This window comes from uncultured Psychroserpens sp. (genome assembly GCF_947492715.1).
Lineage (GTDB): Bacteria > Bacteroidota > Bacteroidia > Flavobacteriales > Flavobacteriaceae > Psychroserpens.
Window position 1 is genome coordinate 23,726 of the sequence record NZ_CANLNS010000001.1, and the last position, 23,402, is coordinate 47,127.

A 23,402-nucleotide genomic window follows, 5' to 3' on the forward strand; every position below is an offset into this window, starting at 1 on the left:
AAGATATAAGATTTGGTTACGTAAAAAAGTTACATAATTCTGTAACTAAACCAAAATCAAAAGGTTTACGAAAACGTTTTCGTGTTAATAACTAAGTGCTTTTAAGCCTGAAAATGTGATTAATCTTTAAAAAGTGATGCTCTCTGACTTAAATCTTCAATCATTTTTTCATCCTCTTCGCTCTCAAGAAGGATATTATAATTTTTCCAAAAGGCTTTGTTATAAGGTTTTGGCGAAAAAATATCCATATCCCATTCGCCATCCAAAGTTGTCTTTATAACCTCTTTATCTAAGATGATTTCAGAAAAGAGAATTTCTTGAACTGTGTAATAATAACGTTCCTCTTTATTGTAGCGTTCTTTTTCTTCGTCACTTACTTTTTCATCGGCTTTAAAGCCAACGTTAACTAATTTAGGAGTTTCATAATAAATGTAATTAGGATACATTTTATCTTCGTATTCTATATACGTGATAATTAATTTATGATTCGTTTGCGTGTCAAACAAGCGTTTACTTCTTACTTTTTGAGCATCTGAGGCAGCTACAAGTTCGTACTCTATCTTTTTTATAGCATAATTATCATAATAGATATACAACCAACCATTGGCAACGTAGCCTTCATTAAAAATACCTTTAGTACCAAGTCCAACAAAATCTGTACTTTCTGAAATTTTAATTTTATAGATTTTTCGATCATTATCCACCAAAATTGTATCCAATTCAAATTGATGTTTATCTAGGATATTCTCTCCAAATAAGGCTTTTGCATCATTTGAATTACGAAGCAAATTCAATTTGCCTTGAAAGATATTCTGAAGCCCGTTCACTCTATTGTCATTCCATTTTATGGCGTCTACTAATTGAGATGTACGCAACTGACTCCGTCTTACGTCTTTAGGTTTTAAACGTCTACTTCTTGTATTTTGATTTTTATAAGACACGTATGAAAATATACTATCCACATCCCTAAGGTCGTAGCTCTTTCTCATTTGATCTACATTAATTTTTAAGTAATCTGAACTTTTAGAACCATAACCAGAATCATAGACCGTTATCGCACTTTCAATAAGCCATTTAAACTCAATTTTATTTCGTTCTTTATGTCTTAAGAATCCTTTTTGTATGTATGCAGAGTCTGGCAAATTATTAGAGAGCTTTTCCATGGCTCTTAGTACAATCTCATTCCCTGTTTTTGGGCGCGTTTCTGCTATAAGAACAATCTCATCCAATGACGCCACATCTTCTTCTAAATAAACATCAACTGTATTATCAAATTCGTTTACAGGTATCTTGTAACTTTTGTATCCAATTGAAGAAATAATTAAGGTGTCTTTTGCAAATTCTTGTGGGACTTGAAGTAGAAACTTTCCGTCAGAATTACTCACGGTACCAATAGTTGTATTCTTTACATAAATACTAGCACTTTCAATAGGTAAGAGCGTTCCGAAGTCAACAATTTTATTTTTGACTTCTGTTTGTGAGAATACTGTGGTTGTTATTAGCAATATTCCTAGTGCTAAACAATGTTTTAAAAATTTAATTCCCATTCTAAGCATGTTATTTAATTGATGAGCCAGTATCTATTCCTGAACTTATATCAGGTGGCGGGTTTGTAATCTTTATCATCGATTACCATCTTCGCAATTATTTCTCTAAGGATCTCCGATGTTCCACCTCCTATTGGTCCTAATCTACTATCACGTAACAATCTTGCCATTGGATACTCTTCCATATATCCATAACCTCCTAAAAATTGGAGACATTGATAAATGACTTCATCAGCCATTTTAGTAGAGCGCAATTTAGAAATTGTTGCTTCCTTTACTACATATTCTCCTTTATCTAATCTGCTAGCAACAGTATAGTTAAATTCCTTACACATCGTCATGTCGGCATAACAATCTGCAAACGCATGACGTAAGGCTTGAAATTTATTAATAGACTTTCCAAAGGCTTGTCTTTCGCCCATATAAGTTTTAGCATAATCTAGAGCAAATTCTGCTCTTGCATGTGCATTAATTCCCATGATGAGGCGTTCTAAAGCAAAGTGCTGCATAATGTAAGGAAACCCTTTGTTTTCTTCACCCATTAAATTAGATGCTGGAATTTTTACATTATCAAAAGCAATCTCTCCTGTATCTGAAGCTCTCCATCCTAGCTTATCTAGTTTTGTTGCAGAAACTCCAGGCAAATCGCGATCCATTATAAATATACTAATACCTTTATTCCCAAGTTCAGGGTTTGTTTTTGCAGCTACAACGAGATAATCACTATATACGCCATTTGTAATAAACGTTTTTGAACCGTTAATCACGTAACTATCACCTTCTTTAACGGCAGTAGTTCTCATTCCTGCTACATCACTACCTCCAAAAGGTTCGGTAATACATAGACACCCTATTTTATCACCTGTAATACTAGGTGCTAAATATTTTTCTTTGATTGCATGATCTCCTTCTTTATTAACATGTGTCATTGCCAAATAAGCATGCGCCCAAATTGCAGCCGCGAATCCTCCAGAGTTTATCTTTTGGAGTTCTTCAAGCAAAATCACGGTGTAAAACAAATCGAGATCCATACCACCATAAGCTTCAGGATATGCCAATCCGAAAAACCCCATTTCACCAAATTTCTTCCAGATGAAACGTTCAATATGTCCAGTTTCTTCCCATTTATCTAGATGTGGAACAACTTCTTTTTGTAAAAAATCCTTTAAACTTTGTCGAAATAATTCATGTTCTTCTGTGAAGTACATACTGCTCATGGTCTGCTTTTTTAGTGATCATTAATCGAATGTCAAATATAGCTTAATTATCTCACTTTTTTTAACAGGAAAACCTTTAACTTTTGTTAATTCATCGAAAGATTTAAATCCCTCTCGCAGTGTACGTTGCTCGATGATATGATGAGCAATCTCGTAGTCGATATATTTTATGGTTACCAATTCGTCAATTGTAGCTGTATTTATATTTAATTTTGAAATGGGTTTTGCAGACTTTACTGTAAACTCATTGAGCACTCGCTCTATAACCTCTGGAGACAGACCATACACTTCTTGAAGCTGAACGTCTGCAATAAAACCACCTGAACGGTCTCTGTATTTAACAATACGCTCAGACAACTTTTCACCAATGCCATTGACCCGTTTTAGCTGAGCTGCCGAAGCTGTATTCAAATCTATCTTCTGTTCATAATCTTTGGGCTTCGAATCGTATGTATATGAGTTTTGATACTTTATTTTTGACTTCGGATTTGTAACCCAATCTGGAAACTTAAAGTAAGGAGATATTTTAGCTAATAAGGTATCAGATATCTTTGTTATTTTCTGAAATTCTTTAGCAGAATTCACCCACTTATTAGCATTTCTGAAAGTATGCAACCTGTCAATCTCTTCATTAGACATGCCAAGTGTATAGCCTTTATAGTCGGTAATAAAATTAGGGTTGAACGGATATATTTTAGGTTTAGTTTCTTCAAGTTTTACTAAGTTTAAAGAATCTACTTCAGCTCTAAATTGTGCTACAATTTCTGTGTTGTCATCATACTTTTCCGAAGAAAAATCAACTGTAAAGTAAATAACTTGGAGCACCAATATGAGTACTACCAACAAAAAAATCCCACTCCGTTGTTGTTTAGTAAACGTGAAGTGGGATTTTATATTTTTCATTTTATACTATGCTTTTCGACCGTCTTTAATCGCTTTCATATATTTAGACAATTCATCTCGTACTTTAGGTGCCAGAATAACTAAACCGACCATGTTTGGTACCATCATTGCAAAAATCATGGCATCGGAGAATCCAATAACAGAGCCTAAACTTGCTGCCGCTCCAACAACTACAAACATGCAGAAAATAACTTTATAAGTATATTCCATTTTTTTAGTTCTACCAAATAGGTATGCCCAACCTTGGAAGCCATAGTAAGACCAAGAGATCATTGTACTAAAAGCAAATAGAACAACTGCTACAGTTAATACATATGGGAACCATGAAATAGCAGATTCAAATGCTCCAGACGTTAATAATATAGCTTGCGCATCATTTAATCCTGCATTTGCAGCCGTTACATTTCCTGTTATAATTAAAACTAAAGCTGTCATTGTACAAACCACAACAGTGTCAATAAATGGTTCTAATAATGCTACCATTCCTTCACTTGCTGCATACTTTGTTTTTACAGCTGAATGGGCAATAGAAGCCGATCCAACCCCTGCTTCATTAGAAAATGCCGCTCGTCTAAATCCTTGAACCAATACACCAATTGCTCCACCAGCAACTCCTTCTGGGCTAAATGCTCCATTAAATATTTGAGCAAAAGCATCTCCAATCATATTATAATTAGCAAAAATCACAAAGAGTGAAGCCGCAACATAAATAACAACCATAAATGGTACAATCTTATCTGTTACCTTGGCAATCTTCTTAATACCACCAATAATTACAATACCTACAAATACAGCCATTACGAGTCCAAACAACCATCCTTTACCATGTAAAAATGATTCACTTCCACCAGTAATACTTTCAACTAATTGAAAAGCCTGATTAACTTGGAACATATTTCCTCCACCAAAAGATCCGCCAATAACAAAAATGGCAAACAGCACAGCTAAAACCTTTCCTAAGCCCGCAAAACCTTTAGACTTAAGTCCTTTAGTTAAGTAATACATAGGACCTCCATAAACAGTACCATCTTCTGCAATATCTCTATACTTTACACCTAATGTACATTCTACAAATTTTGAAGCCATACCTAATAAACCTGCAACAATCATCCAGAATGTTGCTCCTGCTCCACCAATCGATACTGCAATAGCTACACCTGCTATATTTCCTAAACCTACTGTTGCAGATAAGGCTGCAGTTAATGCTTGGAAGTGTGATACCTCTCCTTCGTGTCCTTCAACAGCTATTGTTTCTATAGCATCTCCTCCAGGTGTAGAATCACCTGCTCCTACAAGAGATTCATGGTGATCTATATCATCATATTTTCCTCTTACAATATTAATTGAAGTAAAAAATCCTCTAAGGTTGATTCCTTTAAAATAGAATGTAAAATAAAGTGCTCCCAGAATTAATGGGAATAGCACCCAAAACACCTTAACGCCTCCACCAAAATCAATTTGATAGAATATGAAATTTACAAACCAGCCTGTTGCATCACCAAATTTTTCATCAATAATTTGGTCTATTCCTTTTTCAGGCTCTTGAGCAAAAGTTAATAATGGTAAAATAACTGTGAAAATGGAAAGAAGATACTTCTTCATACTTGATATATTTAAATTAGTTAGTTTTTAATAAAGGTCACAAGATGCTAAAAAAAATCGACTTTTTAAAGAACACCTTGTTAAAATGAAATCGAGATTAGTCTATATTGTAAATGGAATTAAGCTTTTGGATTTGCTCTGGTCTTCCTAAAACAATAATTTTTGATTTTGGCACTAACTTCATATCTGCCTCTGGGTTTACAATATAATCTCCAGCCTCGTCCTTATAACCAATTACCGTACAGCCCGTTTTTTTTCTGAGGTCTAAATCTCGGATGGTTTTAGTTTTGGTAGCATCGTATAACTTTTCTATGGATATTTCCTCTATATTAATATTTGCTTTACCAACTATCGACAGGTTATCAATAAATTCTATTAAATCTGGGACAACAACCAAAGACGCCATATGATCTCCACCTATTCTATCTGGCAAAATCACATTATTCGCTCCTGCTAGTTTTAATTTTTGATAGGACGTTTCCTGAGATGCTCGGCTTATAATGTTCATATTCGTATTAATTTGCCTAGCAGATAGTACGACAAACAAATTATCAGCATCATTTGGTAATGCCGATATTAAGGTATCTGCTCTATCTATTCCTGCTTGCAAAAGTATTTCATCTTCATTGGCATTTCCTAAAACAAATGGTACCATTTCACTTTGAAACTTATCCATAATATCTTTGTCCTTTTCAATGACCACAAACGGTTTCTTATAAGCTAGAAGTTTTTTGGCTGCCTGTTTGCCATTTCTTCCATAACCACAAATAATGATATGGTTAGCTAAGCTGTCTATTTTCTTTTGCATCTTTTTTTGTTTTAGTTCTTCAAAATTGTTCTTGCTTAATATATACTCTGTAATTACCGTAATGGCATAACCAAGAATAACAACGCTTGCCAAGATTAAAAAAATAGTGAAAATTTTACCTGTATCATCTAGCGGATGCACTTCTTGAAATCCTACCGTAGTAATCGTAATTACGGTCATATATAAAGCATCAACCCATGAATAATTAGACATGATTTTAAATCCGATAACCCCAATAAAAAGCAGTATCAACAACAAAAAAACTGCTGTGTAGATTTTAACTCTAAATAGTTTTATCAAAGGATTTATAGGTTTTATCACGTGCTAAAAGGTTAAAGGTCAAATACTGAAGATCGTTTGGTATAAATAATGTCTTTGATTTTTATCCAAAATGCAAAAAACAAATACAATGCGAAACCAAAACCAAGTGTAGCAAACGTCAAGTACATAAAAGACGTTCGTACAACCTTTGCTCTTATTCCTAAACGATCTGCTATACGTTGGCAAACATAATACCCTCGTTTTTGAAAATAATATAGTATTTGATAAAACTGTTTCACACCGCAATTTAAACTTTATTTACTTAAAAGTGAATTCCCAATCGCACATTTTAAACACTTGTTTTTATCACAATATTCTGTTTTTAGCTGAATTAATGCTTGAGAAGTCATTGCAGAATTCGAAACGAGCTTCAACTTGCCAAAACCTTCAACTATCGTATTTTTTTCTGAGGCAATTTCTTTTATAATATTAAAGATGTTTTCGTGATCTGAATGTCCTTTTTGATTTGTGTAATAAAACTTCAAGGGCAATACTGTATTTATTATAAGTAAATCCATAAAGGTTTTAGTTGTTTGTTTTTTTGATTGCTTAGAACTTTTACTAAATGTAAAATGAGACTCCCAAAATAATGATGCCTCAGTGCCAAACAACTTATAAAAGTCTGAAAGTTTATCAAGTGACATTGCCTTAGAAAAAACTGCATGCTCTCTATGATATAAATTGGCTAATTGTGATAATCTTATCGTTGGAAAATTTGAAGGCCGTAATCGAAAAAATTGAAATGGGATTACTCCATAATTATTTAATCCAAATTTTTGCTTAAGAAACTGGTATTCTTTTTGAAGATTATTATAATAAACAGCGCTACTTTTATCATCTAATAATCCAGCTTGTCCAAATAGCAGTGCTTCTAATGTTAATAATTGCGTGTGCGATTTTCTTATAATTACATATGGAATAGAATGGGCCAAACTAAAAAAAGATTCACCATTGACTTTAAGCCCGAAATTCCTAGCTAGTAGTTTAAATAATACAGCTTCCCAGTCATTTTTTGAAGATTTAAGTAGATCTTCAATCATTTTGGATTTTCGTTCTAGACGCTCTATGTAAAGGCGTTCAAACCAATTATTCAAAACAAATGTAGACACATTTGAACAGTCCTTTTCACAATTAATCCAAGCATTCTTTGAACTCAAAAGACGTTGATAGTTTTTAAATACGCTAGGTTTGATAAGAGGCTTGAGTACCAAGGTTGGAATGATTGAGTTGTCTTTTCTGAAAATTTCTGTATCATGATCATAGACCACGTGCAAAATCACATTATCATAAGTACAATCTTTTTCATGCCCATGAACATACCAATCACTAGATTTCACATGAATCTCTATGTTTCCAACCCAAAGTTGCTGATTAATACGCAACTGACCGTTGAAAAAATCTGGACCGCTATTGGAATTCAATCTTCCACCCGAAATTATTTGCAACGGTTCTTGTTGCGTAGTTTGTAAATTGAGAACATCGAATTTCTTGTACATCCATACATAATGAAGAAACTCTTCTTTCATAAAACAAATATATAGAAAATTTTCTATATATCAATATAATCTCATTTATAAATTACTAACATTTCTGGTTGGCATGAAAAGTGTAGCTAAAATATAACTAACCAATTATAAAATAATGATTTGTTCAAAACACCAAATTCTTTGCATCTTTATTAGTGTTTTTATTCTGTCTTCTTGTGCTAATGAAAAGAAAGCACCTTTCAAAATGCCTAAAAATGCTATCCGTTTAATTGCTGGAGATTCTGCTAAAGTTTGGAAACTCGCAAAACGCACAAACAATAATGTACGAATGAACATGGGAGATTGCTTTTTATCTTATAGAGTGACTTATAAAACCGACAGTACGATGCACGACAATAACGGCCATTTTAGTGATTGCGGTGAGACCCTTACAACGAATTGGACACTATACTCCTCAGATGATGGTTATCCATACATAAAGCTTAAAGGAGGGCAACTTCAAAAGTTATTACATTTAGATGTGAACTATAAATTCTTTAAAATTTTAGACCTTAGTGAAGCACAATTGGTTTTAGAATTTAGACATAAACAGTTTTCTTCGAAAGAAAGCACTATTGTTGATGTGTTAGTTCCAGATAGTGTATCGATAAAAAACAGAAATTTTCATTGGTAACCGCCTGTAACAAAATCGATATCAGTACATCTATGTAGTATGAAATTACTTTATTACGTTATCATTTTTACATTAATATCTAAGTTTAGTTTCGGGCAAAAAGCAAAAAACCAACCTTTTTCTTATGACGATGAAATAGAATTTTATTGGAAGACTGAAGGGGATAGCTTAAAACTTAAAGCTAAAAACAAACTGTTAATCGCCACTGAAATTATCATAAGAGATAGAAAAACAAATAACGAATTGTTTTCTAAATTACTAAAAGCGCAGGATAGTATCGTTGTTATTTCCTACGAGCTTAACACATCGGATACAGTCATCGCAAAACGCTTTAATGACAGTCTTAAAGTTGGTTATTATTATGGACATAAATCGCTTATAAATCCTGATACAAGCTATCAGTATCGACTACCCTTTCAAGAGGGCAAAAAATATAGTGTAAGTCAAAGTTTTGGAGGAAAATCGTCGCACAGCAAACCAACGTCATTGTTCGCTATTGATTTTCAAATGGATATAGGTGAACCAGTCTATGCCGCTAGAGAGGGACTTGTTGTACAGGTTATTGATTGGTTTAATCTACATGGCGACAAATCATTTGTTAAGAAAGCAAACAGAATAGTAGTTTTGCATGATGATGGTACAATGGCATCATATGTTCATCTCGACTACAAAGGTAGTTTTGTAAAGATTGGAGATCGTATCGTAAAAGGTCAAAAAATTGGAGTTTCAGGTTTAACTGGTTTCACTAGTGGGCCTCATTTGCATTTTGTAGTTAGAAAAGAAAGAGACCTTGCTATTCCAATATACTTTGAAGGTTATCCAAATAAAGAATTAAAGAAAAGAAAACGCTATAAAGTTAAAAATTAACTAGACAAATGTGGCTTCAAAAAGTGCTTTAAAATGTTTGAGCAGTTTCTCTTTTACCTCATCCTCATTAACCCTATCAACACCTAATTCTACATTTAAGGATGTGACAGCTTTCCCTCTAATTCCACAAGGGATAATATTATCAAAATACCCCAAATTAGCATTAACATTAAGAGCAAAACCATGCATGGTCACCCAGCGACTAGCACGTACTCCCATGGCACAAATTTTCCGTGCAAATGGTGTTCCAACATCAAGCCAAACTCCTGTTTCGCCAGGACTTCGTTTGGTTTCTAACCCATATTCTGCTAGGGTAAGAATGATAACTTCTTCCAGAAATCTAAGATATTTATGAATGTCTGTAAAGAAATTATCTAAATCTAAAATAGGGTAACCCACAATTTGCCCAGGGCCATGATAGGTAATATCTCCTCCTCTATTTATTTTATAGAATGTAGCTCCTTTTTGAGTAAGCTGTTCTTCAGATAAAAGCATATTAGAAACATCTCCGCTTTTGCCTAAAGTATAAACATGAGGATGCTCTACAAACAGAAAGTAATTATCTGTTTCCAATCCAGCATCCTCACGTCTATTTTTAATTTTAGTATCTAAAATCCCTTTAAAAAGTTGTTCTTGGTAATCCCAAGTTTCTTTAAAGTCTTTAGTTCCTAAATCTTCAAGTTTTATGTTTTTATTCAATAGTCTAATCTTCTAGTACCACGTCTAAAACCATCTTTTCAGGTGATTTTATCATTTCGATAAAGTTCATTTTTAGCCGTACTGTTTTCCTATCCTTGCTAATTTCGGCATTTTTATTAGTCACAGATTTAATAGGCTTCGGAAAGTTATAAATTACAGTATAACTCATAGCTTCAAACATTTCTTTAGCTTCTCCCATTTCAGAAATCTCTGTGTTCAAAGCTTCAAAATCTTGATCGGACTTTTTATATCCTTCTTTTAAACTTCTTGAGAATGTTTTTCCATCATAGGAAAAATCGATATACTCAAACATACCTTCAGATGCCTTTGCCACTTGACTTTCTCCCATTTTTGAAAATGATGGGTCTCCCTTAGAGTTTAGAGATTTAGCATTCTCTATATTTTCTAAGGTTTCAGGAAGTTCTGCTAAACTCTTAAAAGATGATCCTATGCCAATATTAAACAGACCTTCTTCCTGATCCATTTTCATACGCATTACAATATTTTCTAATGCTTTGAGTTTATCTTGTTCTTCTTGAGGTAATTTCGAAATACTATCTGCCTTTTCTGTCAACATATCTTTAAAATAGATAATACTATCCATCTTTACATTTTCCTTTCCTTCGTCACTTTGGCCTCCGCCCATTTTCTCTTCTACGGTTTTCATGACTTCCCCCATATCATAACTCATGATAAACTCACCAGAGCCATCTTCGTTAAATGTAATTTCTTCAGTAAAGTTGCAACTTGTTAATAATAAAAGACTTGCTACTACAAATAAATATCGTTTCATTTTAAAATATAATTGATTAAGAAACGCAAAGATACAATTTATCTTTCAGGATTGTTAAGAATAACTAAAGCTGCTATTACTCCAGGAACCCAGCCACAAATCCACAGTAGAAAAACAATGAAAATTGACCCACATCCTTTTCCAATAACCGATAAAGGCGGAAAAATGATTGCGAGTATTACTCTCCAAAAACTCATAATTTAATTTTTTTGATGATTGATGATGTAACTATAGGACGTTATCTTTAAACAATTGTTACATTTCAATTTATTTGAACTTCACATTTCCTATTAATTAAAAAAATACTAGTTTAGTGCTGTGAGACACCTACTCTATATACTTATATTTATTTGCTTTGGAACGGCTGCTACAGCTCAACATAATTTTAAAGGTTATATTGACAACAACCGCTGGCAAAACGAGGTTTACCTCTCTGTGATTGAAGATTATCGTACACTTGATGGCATTAATGACGAGCAAATTATAACTAAAACATCAACAAACGCCGATGGCTTTTTTCAATTTACTGGTAATCAACTAGATCCTAATCAAAAAATATACAAGTTACATGTAGATAACTGTACATCTTTTAATCAAGGCAGTAATCACTTTGAAGGGCATTGCACAGATAGTAAAGACATTCTCTTTATTGCAAAACGTACAGACACTATTACATTTCCTCTTTCGTTTGATGCTCAAATGTTTTGCGACATTATTTCTAATAATCCTAGAACTGCTGCATTTATTAAGGTAGACTCTCTAAAAGAAGAAATGAAGTTTGCTTATTCAGAGTTTCGAAGTAAAGCCAATAGAGATCTCAATAACAAAAAATGGTTTAAAACCCTCCAAGATTTTGGAGAAACACTTGATGAACCTTTGGCCGAACTATACATTTATGCTTTTTTATCTGATCGCGGCAATCAATTTCACAACTATTATCTTGAGGATTTAAAATCTAATAACTACTATGACGAATTACTTGGTCGTCTACAAGATGATTATCCTAATTCGTCATATGCGAAACAGTATGAAGCCGAATTAACCTCCGATAAATTTATTGTATCACCCTCTGATTACAAATCTGATTTTAACTGGACTTATCTCTTAATAGGATTATTAATACTATCACTTTTAGCTAACGTTTGGTTTATTACTTCGGTAAAAAAAAGAAAAGCAAAACAACAAAGCCAAGCCAAAGAGCAACTTACAAAACAAGAACAAAATGTGTTAGACCTTTTACTAGACAATAAAACGAATAAAGACATTGCCGACGCCCTTTTTGTTAGTGTAAGTACTGTAAAAACACACGTAAACAACGTTTATAAGAAATTAAACGTCAACTCAAGAGACGAACTAAAATCACTGTTTAACAGTTAGTTACAAATTTCAACCCAGGTACTAGTACTCATTTCAACCTTAACTTTCACAAATTTCACATCAATAATCTAGATGTTTGTTTTCATATTAATCATTTAAAATTTCAATTATGAAACGAACATTAAACATTGCAATCTTACTAGTACTAACACTAGGTTTATTTAATGCTGCTCCAGCAGAATTTTACAACTATGACACAAAAGTTGCCGTAATCAAATTTAAAACCGAAACGGTTGATTATGGAACCATAACTCAAAATTCTGATGGCACAAGACTTTTTAGTTTTACAAATACGGGAGATGCACCTTTATTAATTACTAAGGTAAAAACGAGTTGTGGGTGTACTGTACCAAGCTATTCTAAAACTCCTATCATGCCAGGTGAATCTGGGGAGTTAAGTATTAAGTATGACACTAAGAGACTTGGTGCTTTTACCAAGACCATTACTGTAACATCTAATGCTGAAGGTGGTAACAAAATTCTTAAAATCAAAGGAAACATCGTCGCATCGAAGTAATTCGTTTTAGTTTTTACATCTACGCTTTGAGCAGCGTCAAAACACGTCAGGATTTGATTATAATTTTTTTGACGATGCTCAAAAAGGGTAGGTTACTTTTCCTTATTAATATAAACCATCATCATGATAAAAAACATTACCACACTTATAATTACACTAGCTATCTCCTTTCATATACATGCTCAATCCATAAATAATGAAGTTACAATTGAAGGAGAAACACCTTTTTTGCTCGGAAAAATTGACAAAACTGGATTAACATCTGGTCATTACAATTCTTGGTTTTCAAAAAACTATGATGACTATAAAATCGATCAAGCCACAATTTCAGAATTAAAATCTAAACTAAGTGATTTCAACATTACTTTGTTTATGGGAACTTGGTGTGGCGATAGTAAAAAAGAAGTACCCCATTTCTATAAAATTTTAGAGGCCTGCAATTTCCCCAAAGAGCAACTTACTGTAATTGCTGTAAGTAGAAAACCATACATGTACAAACAAAGCCCCAACCATGATGAAGCAGGTTTAAACATTCATCGCGTGCCAACAATTATTTTCTATAAAAATCGCACTGAAGTAAATCGTATTGTAGAACATCCAGTAGAGACTTTAGAAAAGGACATGTTAAATATTGTCACTAAAAATAACTACACTTCAAACTACCATATCGTATCAAAAGTTCATAATATCTTAAAAGATGATGGGTTAAATGGCTTAAAGAAACGAGCTAAAAAATTGGTTAAGTCTTTTGAAGGAAAAGTATCTAGTATGTTTGAACTCAATACCTATGGAAGAATCCTATATGCTAATAATGAAATAGAGGAAGCTCTTGAGGTATTTAAATTAAACACAAAACTGTTCCCAGACAACCCAAGAACTTACATGAGTTTGGCCAACACTTTAGGTGCTAATGGCCACTCAAAAAAAGCAGTAGACGTTATAGAAAAGGCAATTAAATTATTTCCAGACAACAAAGACCTCGTTGAAAATCTAGAGGCTTTAAAATCAAAATAAAACAAACATCACTTATAAAGACCACTAGGAACATAAAACCCAGTGGTTTTTTTACGTTAATTCTTGTAAATAATGTAATTTTGCTGCCTAAAATAAATATAGAATGCAACTTTCAGAACAAGAATTGGTAAGACGCGATAAACTCGCAAAATTAAGAGACTTAGGTATTAACCCTTATCCTGCAGATTTATATCCTGTAAATCATACTTCCAAACAGATAAAAGATATGTTTGAGGAAAGCAAAAAAGTGGTTATTGCTGGTCGATTAATGTCTCGTCGTATTCAAGGAAGCGCCAGTTTTGCTGAGCTACAGGATAGTGCGGGTAGAATTCAGGTGTATTTTAACAGGGATGAAATTTGTACAGGAGATGATAAAAGCAAATACAATGATGTTTATAAAAAACTCCTAGATATTGGCGACTTTATTGGTATTGAAGGCGAACTATTTACTACCAAAGTTGGAGAAAAAACGGTTATGGTAAAAGACTTCACATTGTTAAGTAAAGCGCTTAAGCCACTACCTCAACCACGTGTTGACAGTGAAGGAAAAGTACATGATGCTTTTACTGATGCTGAACAACGTTACAGACAACGCTATGCTGATCTTGTTGTAAATCCTCATGTTAAAGAGGTATTCGTTAAGAGAACAAAATTATTCAATGCTATGCGTGAGTTTTTTAATAACTCTGGATACTTTGAAGTAGAGACTCCTATTTTACAACCTATTCCTGGAGGGGCTGCTGCACGACCGTTTGTGACACATCACAATAGTTTGGATATTCCGTTGTATATGAGAATTGCAAATGAACTGTACTTAAAACGTCTTATTGTAGGCGGTTTTGATGGTGTCTATGAGTTCTCTAAGAATTTCAGAAATGAAGGTATGGATAGAACTCACAACCCTGAATTTACAGCCATGGAAATCTATGTATCTTATAAAGATTACAACTGGATGATGGATTTTTGTGAGCGTTTATTAGAGCACTGTGCAATGGCTGTTAATGGAACAACTGAAGCTACTTTTGGTGAACACCACATTAACTTCAAAGCACCCTATGCTCGTGTTACAATGGCAGATTCTATAAAACATTTTACAGGTTTTGACATTACTGGTAAATCGGAAGACGACATTCGTCAAGCTGCAAAAGATATGGGCATTGAGGTTGATGACACCATGGGTAAAGGTAAATTGATAGATGAAATTTTTGGTGAGAAATGTGAGGGTAATTACATTCAACCAACATTTATTACAGACTACCCTAAGGAAATGAGCCCATTATGTAAAGAGCATCGAGAAAACCCAGATTTAACAGAGCGTTTTGAATTAATGGTTTGTGGTAAGGAAATTGCTAATGCATACTCAGAATTAAATGATCCAATTGATCAACGTGAACGCTTTGAACACCAACTGAAATTGGCTGCAAAAGGTGATGACGAAGCTACCGAATTTATTGATCATGATTTTCTTCGAGCCCTAGAATATGGTATGCCTCCTACATCTGGAATGGGAATTGGAATGGATAGATTAATCATGTTTTTAACGAACAATCAATCAATTCAAGAAGTGCTATTCTTTCCGCAAATGCGACCAGAGAAAAAGCAAGTAGAGATGACCGAAGAAGAAAAAGCTGTTTTTGAATTACTTAAATCTAACTCTCCAGTTGATTTAAACAGCTTAAAGTCTCAATCTGGATTGAGTAATAAAAAATGGGACAAAACCATCAAGGGTTTAACTAGTAAGAAGGTTGCTAAAGTTGAAAAAACCGATGAAGGTCTATTTGTTTCAATGCTATAACTATATACATTTTATAGATTAATAAAAAAGGTTGCCCGTTGGCAATCTTTTTTTATTGTAACTCGTGATAGGTCAGCACTCCATTTTGAACATCTAAGTAATAGCCATAACATTGTACAGGTTCCCTTTGTGCTTTAATACAACTCCTAATTGCTTATCATTCGTGAAGACAAAAAAAAAGGTAGAAAAGAATGTCCTCCCTGAAATGATCTCATACAATAATTCTAAAGACTTTTTGTTTTAGAACCTGTATTATGGTCTTGACTCTAAAACTTAAAAAAAACTACAAAGCATTTTTCCTCATTGGATATGCTTTTTTGTTGCTGACACATTTCATTTTGAAAGATTATCTCTTTCCATTGAGTATTGTATTTTATGCTTCCCCTCTACCTCTTTTAATACTTTCTGGATTGCTATTACTAGGTTTATATTTCCGAAGAAAAACATATAGAATTGCCTTATTAATAGTGGTGTGCTTACTCAGTCTCCATTGGCTCGGGAATTACTATTTATCTTCTAAACCACTAGCAAATAAAGGGAATTCTAAAATTTTATTTTGGAATCTCGCAAAGCGAGAACAATTATCTATTTCTAGTATTACAAACCAAGTTAATGTTTACCAACCCGAAATTTTAGCATTTGTTGAAGCCCCTCATACAACATTAAAAAATTTGGATGCCCTAAAAACAGCATTATCAAATTATAACTTTATAACTTTAAAAGGAGCCATGTTGGTTGCTGCTAAAGGAGATATTACATTACTTGATTTTAACCTAAAAGAAGATGCTTATAAAGTCAATTTATTAGACATTAGTACTAAAACATCTCATATTAAGTTGATGATTACAGATCTAACAGCAAATGTTTTTGTTAACAAAAAAGCACCTTTAGAGTTTGTAGTTAACTATGCTCAAAATAATGATGTAGACCTTATTGTTGGCGATTTTAATGCGCCATATGAGAGCACGTTTTTTAAACCATACGAATCTAATTTTACCAGTTTTCATCATTTCAGCAATGGATTTACCGCAACTTGGCCGCTTGGTATTCCCTTATTAGAACTAGATCATATTTGGTTATCTAAGCGACACGAGCCAATTAAGTTGACTAAACATTATCATAATGCCTCTGATCATGCCATGCTCATTTCTGACTTTAGACTAAGGAACTGACACTTTTAAATAATATGTGTAGTTGCGCAAGGAAATCTCATGGCAATAAGCCTATAGTATTCAGCATAGTGCATTTATTTTATCTCCAAATCGAAGTAAAATAATCCAATGAATCGCATTTGAAAAATTCAATATTAATTCTATATAGATTCCGTTTCTTTTCCTACTTTAGTGTTGACCAATTTCGACCAGAATTATACAAAAATTTAATTCTTCATCTAATATAGCGTCTAAAATCTTAAACAGTTAAAACTAAAGAATGCTATTTAACTCTATTGACTTTGCCGTATTTTTACCCATTGTTTTTATACTATATTGGTTTGTCACAAACAAAAACTTAAAATCACAAAACCTGCTAATTGTTTTGGCCAGCTACCTCTTCTATGGATGGTGGGATTGGAGATTTTTATCATTAATATTAACCAGCACACTAGTTGATTATTTCATAGGAATTAGCCTATCAAAACAAGAGAACGCTACTAAAAGAAAGCTGCTTCTATGGACAAGCATTTTCGTTAATATTGGCTTTCTTGGTTTCTTTAAATATTATAACTTCTTTGTAGATAACTTTATAACTGCTTTTTCCTTCTTTGGGGCAGATATCAGCGTAGGTTCTCTCAACATTATTTTACCCGTTGGTATCAGTTTTTACACATTTCAGACACTAAGTTATTCTATAGATGTTTACAAAAGAAAACTTGAACCAACTAAAGATTTGATTGCATTCTCGGCATTTGTAAGTTTCTTTCCTCAATTAGTAGCTGGCCCTATTGAGCGTGCAACCAACCTACTGCCTCAGTTTTATATTAAACGGAAATTTGATTACTCAAAAGCCGTTGATGGTATGCGACAAATACTTTGGGGCTTATTTAAAAAAATCGTTATTGCAGATAATTGTGCCCAATACGCCAATGCCATTTTTAACAACTCATCTGAATACTCTGGAAGTACTTTAGCTATAGGTGCCTTGTTTTTTACATTTCAAATCTATGGCGATTTTTCAGGCTATTCTGATATTGCCATAGGGACATCTCGTTTGTTTGGTTTCAATCTAAAACAAAACTTTGCTTTTCCATATTTTTCTCGAGACATTGCAGAGTTTTGGAGACGCTGGCACATCTCACTTTCAACTTGGTTTAGAGACTATCTTTATATTCCATTGGGAGGAAGTCGCGGTCCTGTACAAATTAAAATACGAAATGTCTTTATTATTTTCATTGTTAGTGGCTTTTGGCATGGTGCCAATTGGACTTTTATAGCTTGGGGTGCCTTAAATGCCTTATTCTTTTTACCTCTATTTCTTACAAAAAACAATAGAAACAATTTAGACGTTGTTGCACAAGGAAGTTACTTCCCCTCCTTCAAAGCGTCAGTTCAAATACTGCTAACTTTTTCACTTACTGTCTTTGCTTGGATATTTTTTAGAGCTGAAAGTATTCAGCATGCTTGGAGCTACATTTCTTTGATGTTTTCAAAATCTCTTTTTACAATTCCAGAAATTAGACCTACAGATATAATTATACTTATTATAACTTTTAGTATTGTAGAGTGGCTCGGAAGAGAAAACAAATATGGTATAGAATGTCTTCCTGCAAACAAATTCTTACGTTGGTTAATTTATATTATACTTATAATCGTAATTTATTTTTTCGGTAACTTTTCTGAAGAAATTGAATTTATATATTTTCAATTCTAACGGTGATCTATATGAAAAAATTCATTATCAATATTTTTTATTTTTTATCCATTCTAGTGGTTTTAAACACAATACTTAACCACTACGGAAATGAATTATACTTGGGCTCTTACAAAGAACATGCATTAGACTTTCATTCCTATTTACTATCTGACTCTCGTGGTTTACCATTAAAAACACACACAGAAACATATGGGATTTATAATTTTTCGGCAGAGAGTGATTCCTATATGGATATGAAAAGAAAACTTAATTATCTTATAAAGTATACCAAGGTAGATACCATTTATCTTACTGTAGACGATCACACTTTAAGTCCTTATAGAGAAGGTTCTAATAATTTAGATCGTTCGATTTACTATGCTACACAAGAAGATTATCCAAATTCATTTCAATATTTTAAAGACAAATTACTGTTTAACATTGCTCTTTTACAACCTAAGAAACGTACAATTTTAAAAAACCACATCACTTCCTACTTTAAAAGTGATAGCAATCAAATTAATAATAGAGCTATAAAATCATGGGAGCAATTAAGTGAAGTAGAGCGCTTGGCTGATGCTAATATTAGGTTTGAATATCAACACCCCGATTCTTATAATTCGGAACAACTTATTTCTCATCTCGAAGCTATTATAAAATTATGTAATGATCATAATATTACGCTTATTGGTATACAATATCCTTTAACCAGGGATTATTTAGAATTGACAAGAAATGTGTCTCATGGTGCTTCCGAATTATTTACAAAAAAAGGACTTAAGGTTCTGGATTACAGAACTATTTTCATTAACAATAATGATTACTTTTCTAATCAAGATCATTTAAACGACAAAGGAGGAAAGGAATTAATTCCATTACTATTTGATCAACAATCAGATTAATAATGAAAACCTTAAAGCGTTAATTAATACCTCAAAATATGCTTCACAACGATTAAATCTTTTTGGTCAAAAAGATTTTTATTACATTCGCAATCAGCTATTAATAAGAAAAAACAACCCAAATGTTAAAAAAAGCCTATCTAATCGTTCTATTCGCTAGTTTGTTATTCGCGTGTGATAATGATGATGATTTTGTAGTGGCCTGTGAAACAGTCAATAATGTAACATCTACTGTCGTTACCAATAACTCAGCAATCATTACTTGGGATCCTGCTAATATTTCAGCATTGTATACCTTAGAATATGGTGTCTCTGGATTTGCAATAGGTACTGGTACAACAATTTCAGAAACCGATACTGATGCTGTTTTAATTAATCTAGACGCAGCTACCACTTACGATGTATATATTCAAACTGTTTGTACTGCTACTAATGTAAGCATGTACTCTGAAGTCTATAGTTTTACAACATCAGCTCCTTTTGTGGTTCCTGAATTTCTACCTACGCTTTCAGAATTAAACCTTTATGGAGGAGAAAGTTTAGACGTGCTGCGACCAACAACATACGGATTTCAGTATGAGCTAAGTACAGCATTATTTTCAGACTATGCCCACAAACAGCGTTTCATGGTCTTACCTCAAGGTCAAAAATTAACCTATGATGGTGACGGCTTGCCTCTATTTCCAGATAATACAGTTATAGCAAAAACTTTTTTCTACAACAATGATGAACGTGATTTATCATTGGGACGTAAAATTATAGAAACGAGAGTCCTTATTAAAATTAATGGTGCTTGGGAAACTGGTGATTACAAATGGAATGACGAACAAACAGAAGCCTTTTTAGACCCTAATGGGAGTATGGTTCCTGTAACATGGATTGATGCAGATGGCGATACTAACAATGTTAATTATCAAATTCCATCAGATACAGATTGTTTTACCTGCCATCGTATAGGTAATGACAAGTCTCCGATAGGGCCAAAAATGAGAACACTCAACTTTAATGTGAGTGGGTTAAATCAACTTCAGAGCTTGATAAACAGCGACTTGATAGATGGGCTTTCAGATCCTTCTTCGGTTAGTGTATTGCCAAAATGGGATGATGATGTTAATTACACTTTAGAAGAGCGTGCTCGAGCATACTTCGACATCAATTGTGCACACTGTCATATTGAAGGTGGTTTTTGCGAATTACAATCTTCATTGCGTTTAGATTACGAAAGACCATTTGGCGATTCTAATATTGAAAGTAGAAGAAATAGCATTATTAGTAGAATTTCAACTTATAATCAAGGATTTAGTATGCCGCTAAATGGAACAACAATAATTCATGATGAAGGTGTTGCCTTAATATTGGAATACCTAGATACTATAGAATAATCTCTAACGCATAAAATATAATCAAAGAGCTACTTGTAAGTAGCTCTTTTTGTTTTTATTACTAGCCTTTATAGTTAAAATAGTATTAAAACCATTGGAACCTTTTTATGCTTATGGGAGATTTATTACTTTAGGTGACTAATTTTAAAAAATCAACCACATTGAAACACTTTTCTATTAAACTACTTTTGGTAGTTTCCGTATTCTTTGTTGCGGTTTCGTGTTCAACAGCGAAAAAAGCAAGCAAAGCAAAACCAGCAACTACTGCCGCTAAACCTCCTGGCAAAAAACCTGGAAAAAATGACCCAAAACCTTACAATAAAGTCATCACTAAAGATGCCAAAACTGATAAAGGATTATTTACGGTTCATACCTTAGATGACAAATACTATTACGAAATACCAGATTCTCTTTTTGACAGAGAAATGTTAATGGTTACACGTATTTCTAAAACTGCAAGCGGATTAGGTTTCGGTGGAGGAAAACAAAACGAACAAGTGCTACGTTGGCAGAAAAAAGGAAAGAAAGTTATTTTACGCGTTGTGTCATACAACGTAACAGCTGCGGATTCTCTTCCTGTTAATGAAGCTGTAGTCAATTCAAATTTCGAACCTGTTTTATTTACGTTTCCTATTAAAGCATACAGCAAAGACTCAACAAGTACAGTTATTGATGCAACGCCTTTATTTCAAAAAGATGTAAAGTCATTAGGTTTACCTCAGTTTAGAAGAACACCTTATCGTGTAACACGTTTAGAAAGTGACAAATCTTTTATTGAAGACATAAAAAGTTATCCTAGAAATATTGAAGCACGACATGTAAAAACATATGCGGCAGGAAGGCCTCCTTCTAACTTTAGTACAGGAAGCATTTCAATTGAAATAAATAACTCAATGATTTTGTTACCTGACAATCCTATGAAGCGTCGTTATTTTGATGAGCGTGTAGGATGGTTTACAAGTAATACTACAGATTATGGTTTAGAAGATCAAAAGAGTAAATCACTTACGTACTTAGACCGTTGGAGATTAGAAGTTAGAGATGAGGATATTGCGAAATTTAAGCGTGGTGAATTGGTTGTTCCAAAAAAACAAATAGTATACTATATAGATAGAGCAACACCAGTAAAATGGAGAAAGTACATCAAACAAGGTATTGAAGATTGGCAAGTTGCTTTTGAAGCGGCAGGCTTCAAAGATGCTATTATAGCAAAAGACGCTCCTTCAATTGAAGAAGACCCAGAGTGGAGTCCTGAAGATGCGAGATATTCTGTTGTGCGTTACTTAGCTTCTCCTATTCCTAATGCCAATGGACCACACGTAAGTGACCCTAGAACTGGAGAAATTCTTGAAAGTGATATCAATTGGTATCATAATGTGATGTCATTATTACGTGGATGGTTCTTCGTACAAACCGCAGCTATTAACCCAGAAGCTCAAAGTCCGCAATTTAAGGATGAAGTTATGGGACGTTTGATTCGCTTTGTTTCTGCTCATGAGGTAGGACATACTTTAGGGTTACCACATAACATGGGAAGTAGTGTGGCTTATCCAGTTGAAAAATTGCGTGATGCTGAGTTTACTCAAAAATACGGAACAGCTCCTTCAATTATGGATTATGCACGTTTTAACTACGTCGCTCAACCTGGTGATGAAGGTGTAGCACTAATGCCAAATATTGGTATTTATGACAAGTATGCTATTGCTTGGGGTTACACGCCTATTTTAGGAAAAACAGCCGAAGAAGAAAAAGTGATTTTAAATCAGTGGATTAGAAACCACGAAGGCGATCCAATGTATCGTTTTGGCCATCAACAAGCGGGTGATGTCGTAGACCCTAGTTCTCAAACTGAAGACTTAGGTGATGATGCCATGTTAGCCAGTGATTATGGTATTAAAAACCTAAAACGTATTGTTCCAAATTTAATTAACTGGACAACCGAAGCAGGAGAAGATTATGGTGACTTACAAGAAATGTATGGCCATGTGATTTCTCAGTTTAACCGTTATATGGGACACGTATCTAATAATATTGGAGGTGTTTATGAGCATTATAAAGCTGCAGATCAACCAGGTGCTGTTTATACAGCTGTTCCAAAAGAGCACCAAAAGAAAGCAATGAAATTTATTCAGGATAACTTATTTACAACACCAAGTTGGTTATTAGATAAGAACATTTTTGACCGTATTGAATACACAGGATCAGTAGAACGTGTAAGAGGTTTACAAGCTAGAACGCTAAATAACATTATGAGTCTTGGTAAAATGCAACGTTTAATTGAAGCAAACACTTACGACAGTAATGCTTATTCATTAACTGAAATGATGAGAGATTTACGTAATGGTGTATGGAGTGAATTACGTACAGGTAGAAAAATTGATACTTACAGACGTAATCTACAACGTGCTTATATAGACAGATTAGCATTTTTAATGACAGCTCCTAACCAGAGCGGTAGAACCTTCAGTCCTTATGTAAAAACAACTGGAGTCAATACAAGTCAATCTGACATTAGAGCTGTTGTTAGAGCCGAATTAAAATCTCTACGCAGTCAGCTACGTAGCGCGCGAGGAGGTGATGCTATAAGTAGAATTCATATAGCAGATGCTTTAGAGCGTATTGATGCAATATTAAATCCGAACGGATAA

At 33.6% G+C, this 23,402-nt stretch carries 21 protein-coding genes; 11 read left to right on the plus strand and 10 right to left on the minus strand.

Annotated features, from left to right (window positions below; genetic code table 11):
• Window positions 1–119: 119 nt before the first annotated feature.
• The 7 genes from Q0787_RS00115 to Q0787_RS00145 all read right to left on the minus strand — a co-directional run bounded on the left by Q0787_RS00115 (window position 120) and on the right by Q0787_RS00145 (window position 7,924).
• Entirely contained in the window at window positions 120–1,547 is a 1,428-nt protein-coding gene (locus Q0787_RS00115) for a carboxypeptidase-like regulatory domain-containing protein (protein ID WP_298900148.1), read from the minus strand.
• Between the two features lie 50 nt (window positions 1,548–1,597).
• Window positions 1,598–2,764, minus strand: coding sequence for an acyl-CoA dehydrogenase family protein (locus Q0787_RS00120; RefSeq protein WP_298900149.1), 1,167 nt, complete (start codon window positions 2,762–2,764; stop codon window positions 1,598–1,600).
• Between the two features lie 21 nt (window positions 2,765–2,785).
• Window positions 2,786–3,667 (minus strand): helix-hairpin-helix domain-containing protein, encoded by an 882-nt coding sequence (locus Q0787_RS00125; protein ID WP_298900150.1) that lies wholly within the window; start codon window positions 3,665–3,667, stop codon window positions 2,786–2,788.
• Window positions 3,668–3,673: 6 nt separating this feature from the next.
• Window positions 3,674–5,269, minus strand: a complete 1,596-nt coding sequence (locus Q0787_RS00130) for a sodium:alanine symporter family protein (protein ID WP_298900151.1) — start codon at window positions 5,267–5,269, stop codon at window positions 3,674–3,676.
• A gap of 97 nt (window positions 5,270–5,366) precedes the next feature.
• Complete coding sequence (locus tag Q0787_RS00135; RefSeq protein ID WP_298901507.1) at window positions 5,367–6,377, minus strand: TrkA family potassium uptake protein; 1,011 nt, start codon at window positions 6,375–6,377, stop codon at window positions 5,367–5,369.
• Between the two features lie 32 nt (window positions 6,378–6,409).
• Window positions 6,410–6,637 carry a PspC domain-containing protein gene (locus tag Q0787_RS00140; protein ID WP_298900152.1) on the minus strand — a complete coding sequence of 76 codons (228 nt, stop codon included), beginning with the start codon at window positions 6,635–6,637 and terminating at the stop codon, window positions 6,410–6,412.
• 15 nt (window positions 6,638–6,652) lie between these two features.
• Complete coding sequence (locus tag Q0787_RS00145) at window positions 6,653–7,924, minus strand: DUF2851 family protein (RefSeq protein ID WP_298900153.1); 1,272 nt, start codon at window positions 7,922–7,924, stop codon at window positions 6,653–6,655.
• A gap of 115 nt (window positions 7,925–8,039) precedes the next feature.
• Here Q0787_RS00145 and Q0787_RS00150 point away from each other — a divergent pair, with 115 nt between their 5' ends.
• Window positions 8,040–8,558: a lipocalin family protein gene (locus Q0787_RS00150; protein ID WP_298900154.1), complete on the plus strand. Its 519-nt coding sequence runs from the start codon at window positions 8,040–8,042 to the stop codon at window positions 8,556–8,558.
• Between the two features lie 39 nt (window positions 8,559–8,597).
• Window positions 8,598–9,425, plus strand: a complete 828-nt coding sequence (locus tag Q0787_RS00155) for a M23 family metallopeptidase (protein WP_298900155.1) — start codon at window positions 8,598–8,600, stop codon at window positions 9,423–9,425.
• On the opposite strand, the gene lipB is transcribed toward Q0787_RS00155, so the two are convergent.
• Genes lipB through Q0787_RS00170 form a run of 3 tightly spaced genes read right to left on the minus strand, consistent with a single transcriptional unit; the run spans window position 9,426 to window position 11,114 of the window.
• Window positions 9,426–10,124 carry a lipoyl(octanoyl) transferase LipB gene (gene lipB / locus Q0787_RS00160; RefSeq protein WP_298900156.1) on the minus strand — a complete coding sequence of 233 codons (699 nt, stop codon included), beginning with the start codon at window positions 10,122–10,124 and terminating at the stop codon, window positions 9,426–9,428.
• 4 nt (window positions 10,125–10,128) lie between these two features.
• Complete coding sequence (locus Q0787_RS00165; RefSeq protein WP_298900157.1) at window positions 10,129–10,917, minus strand: hypothetical protein; 789 nt, start codon at window positions 10,915–10,917, stop codon at window positions 10,129–10,131.
• 38 nt (window positions 10,918–10,955) lie between these two features.
• Window positions 10,956–11,114, minus strand: a complete 159-nt coding sequence (locus tag Q0787_RS00170; protein ID WP_230936973.1) for a YqaE/Pmp3 family membrane protein — start codon at window positions 11,112–11,114, stop codon at window positions 10,956–10,958.
• Between the two features lie 121 nt (window positions 11,115–11,235).
• Between Q0787_RS00170 and Q0787_RS00175 the strand changes: the two genes are divergently transcribed.
• The 9 genes from Q0787_RS00175 (at window position 11,236) to Q0787_RS00215 (ending at window position 23,402) form a co-directional block, all read left to right on the plus strand.
• Window positions 11,236–12,294: a helix-turn-helix transcriptional regulator gene (locus tag Q0787_RS00175; RefSeq protein ID WP_298900158.1), complete on the plus strand. Its 1,059-nt coding sequence runs from the start codon at window positions 11,236–11,238 to the stop codon at window positions 12,292–12,294.
• 109 nt (window positions 12,295–12,403) lie between these two features.
• Complete coding sequence (locus Q0787_RS00180) at window positions 12,404–12,811, plus strand: DUF1573 domain-containing protein (RefSeq protein ID WP_298900159.1); 408 nt, start codon at window positions 12,404–12,406, stop codon at window positions 12,809–12,811.
• Window positions 12,812–12,934: 123 nt separating this feature from the next.
• Window positions 12,935–13,825, plus strand: coding sequence for a hypothetical protein (locus Q0787_RS00185; protein WP_298900160.1), 891 nt, complete (start codon window positions 12,935–12,937; stop codon window positions 13,823–13,825).
• Between the two features lie 103 nt (window positions 13,826–13,928).
• A complete protein-coding gene (lysS, locus tag Q0787_RS00190; protein ID WP_298900161.1) occupies window positions 13,929–15,620 on the plus strand; it encodes a lysine--tRNA ligase in 1,692 nt (563 codons plus the stop codon).
• A gap of 338 nt (window positions 15,621–15,958) precedes the next feature.
• Complete coding sequence (locus tag Q0787_RS00195; RefSeq protein WP_298900162.1) at window positions 15,959–16,792, plus strand: endonuclease/exonuclease/phosphatase family protein; 834 nt, start codon at window positions 15,959–15,961, stop codon at window positions 16,790–16,792.
• A 259-nt stretch (window positions 16,793–17,051) separates the two neighbouring features.
• Window positions 17,052–18,488: an MBOAT family O-acyltransferase gene (locus Q0787_RS00200; RefSeq protein ID WP_298900163.1), complete on the plus strand. Its 1,437-nt coding sequence runs from the start codon at window positions 17,052–17,054 to the stop codon at window positions 18,486–18,488.
• Between the two features lie 11 nt (window positions 18,489–18,499).
• On the plus strand, window positions 18,500–19,372 hold the full coding sequence (locus Q0787_RS00205) for a hypothetical protein (protein ID WP_298900164.1): 873 nt from the start codon (window positions 18,500–18,502) through the stop codon (window positions 19,370–19,372).
• Between the two features lie 122 nt (window positions 19,373–19,494).
• Complete coding sequence (locus Q0787_RS00210; RefSeq protein WP_298900165.1) at window positions 19,495–20,754, plus strand: hypothetical protein; 1,260 nt, start codon at window positions 19,495–19,497, stop codon at window positions 20,752–20,754.
• A gap of 161 nt (window positions 20,755–20,915) precedes the next feature.
• A complete protein-coding gene (locus Q0787_RS00215) occupies window positions 20,916–23,402 on the plus strand; it encodes a zinc-dependent metalloprotease (RefSeq protein WP_298900166.1) in 2,487 nt (828 codons plus the stop codon).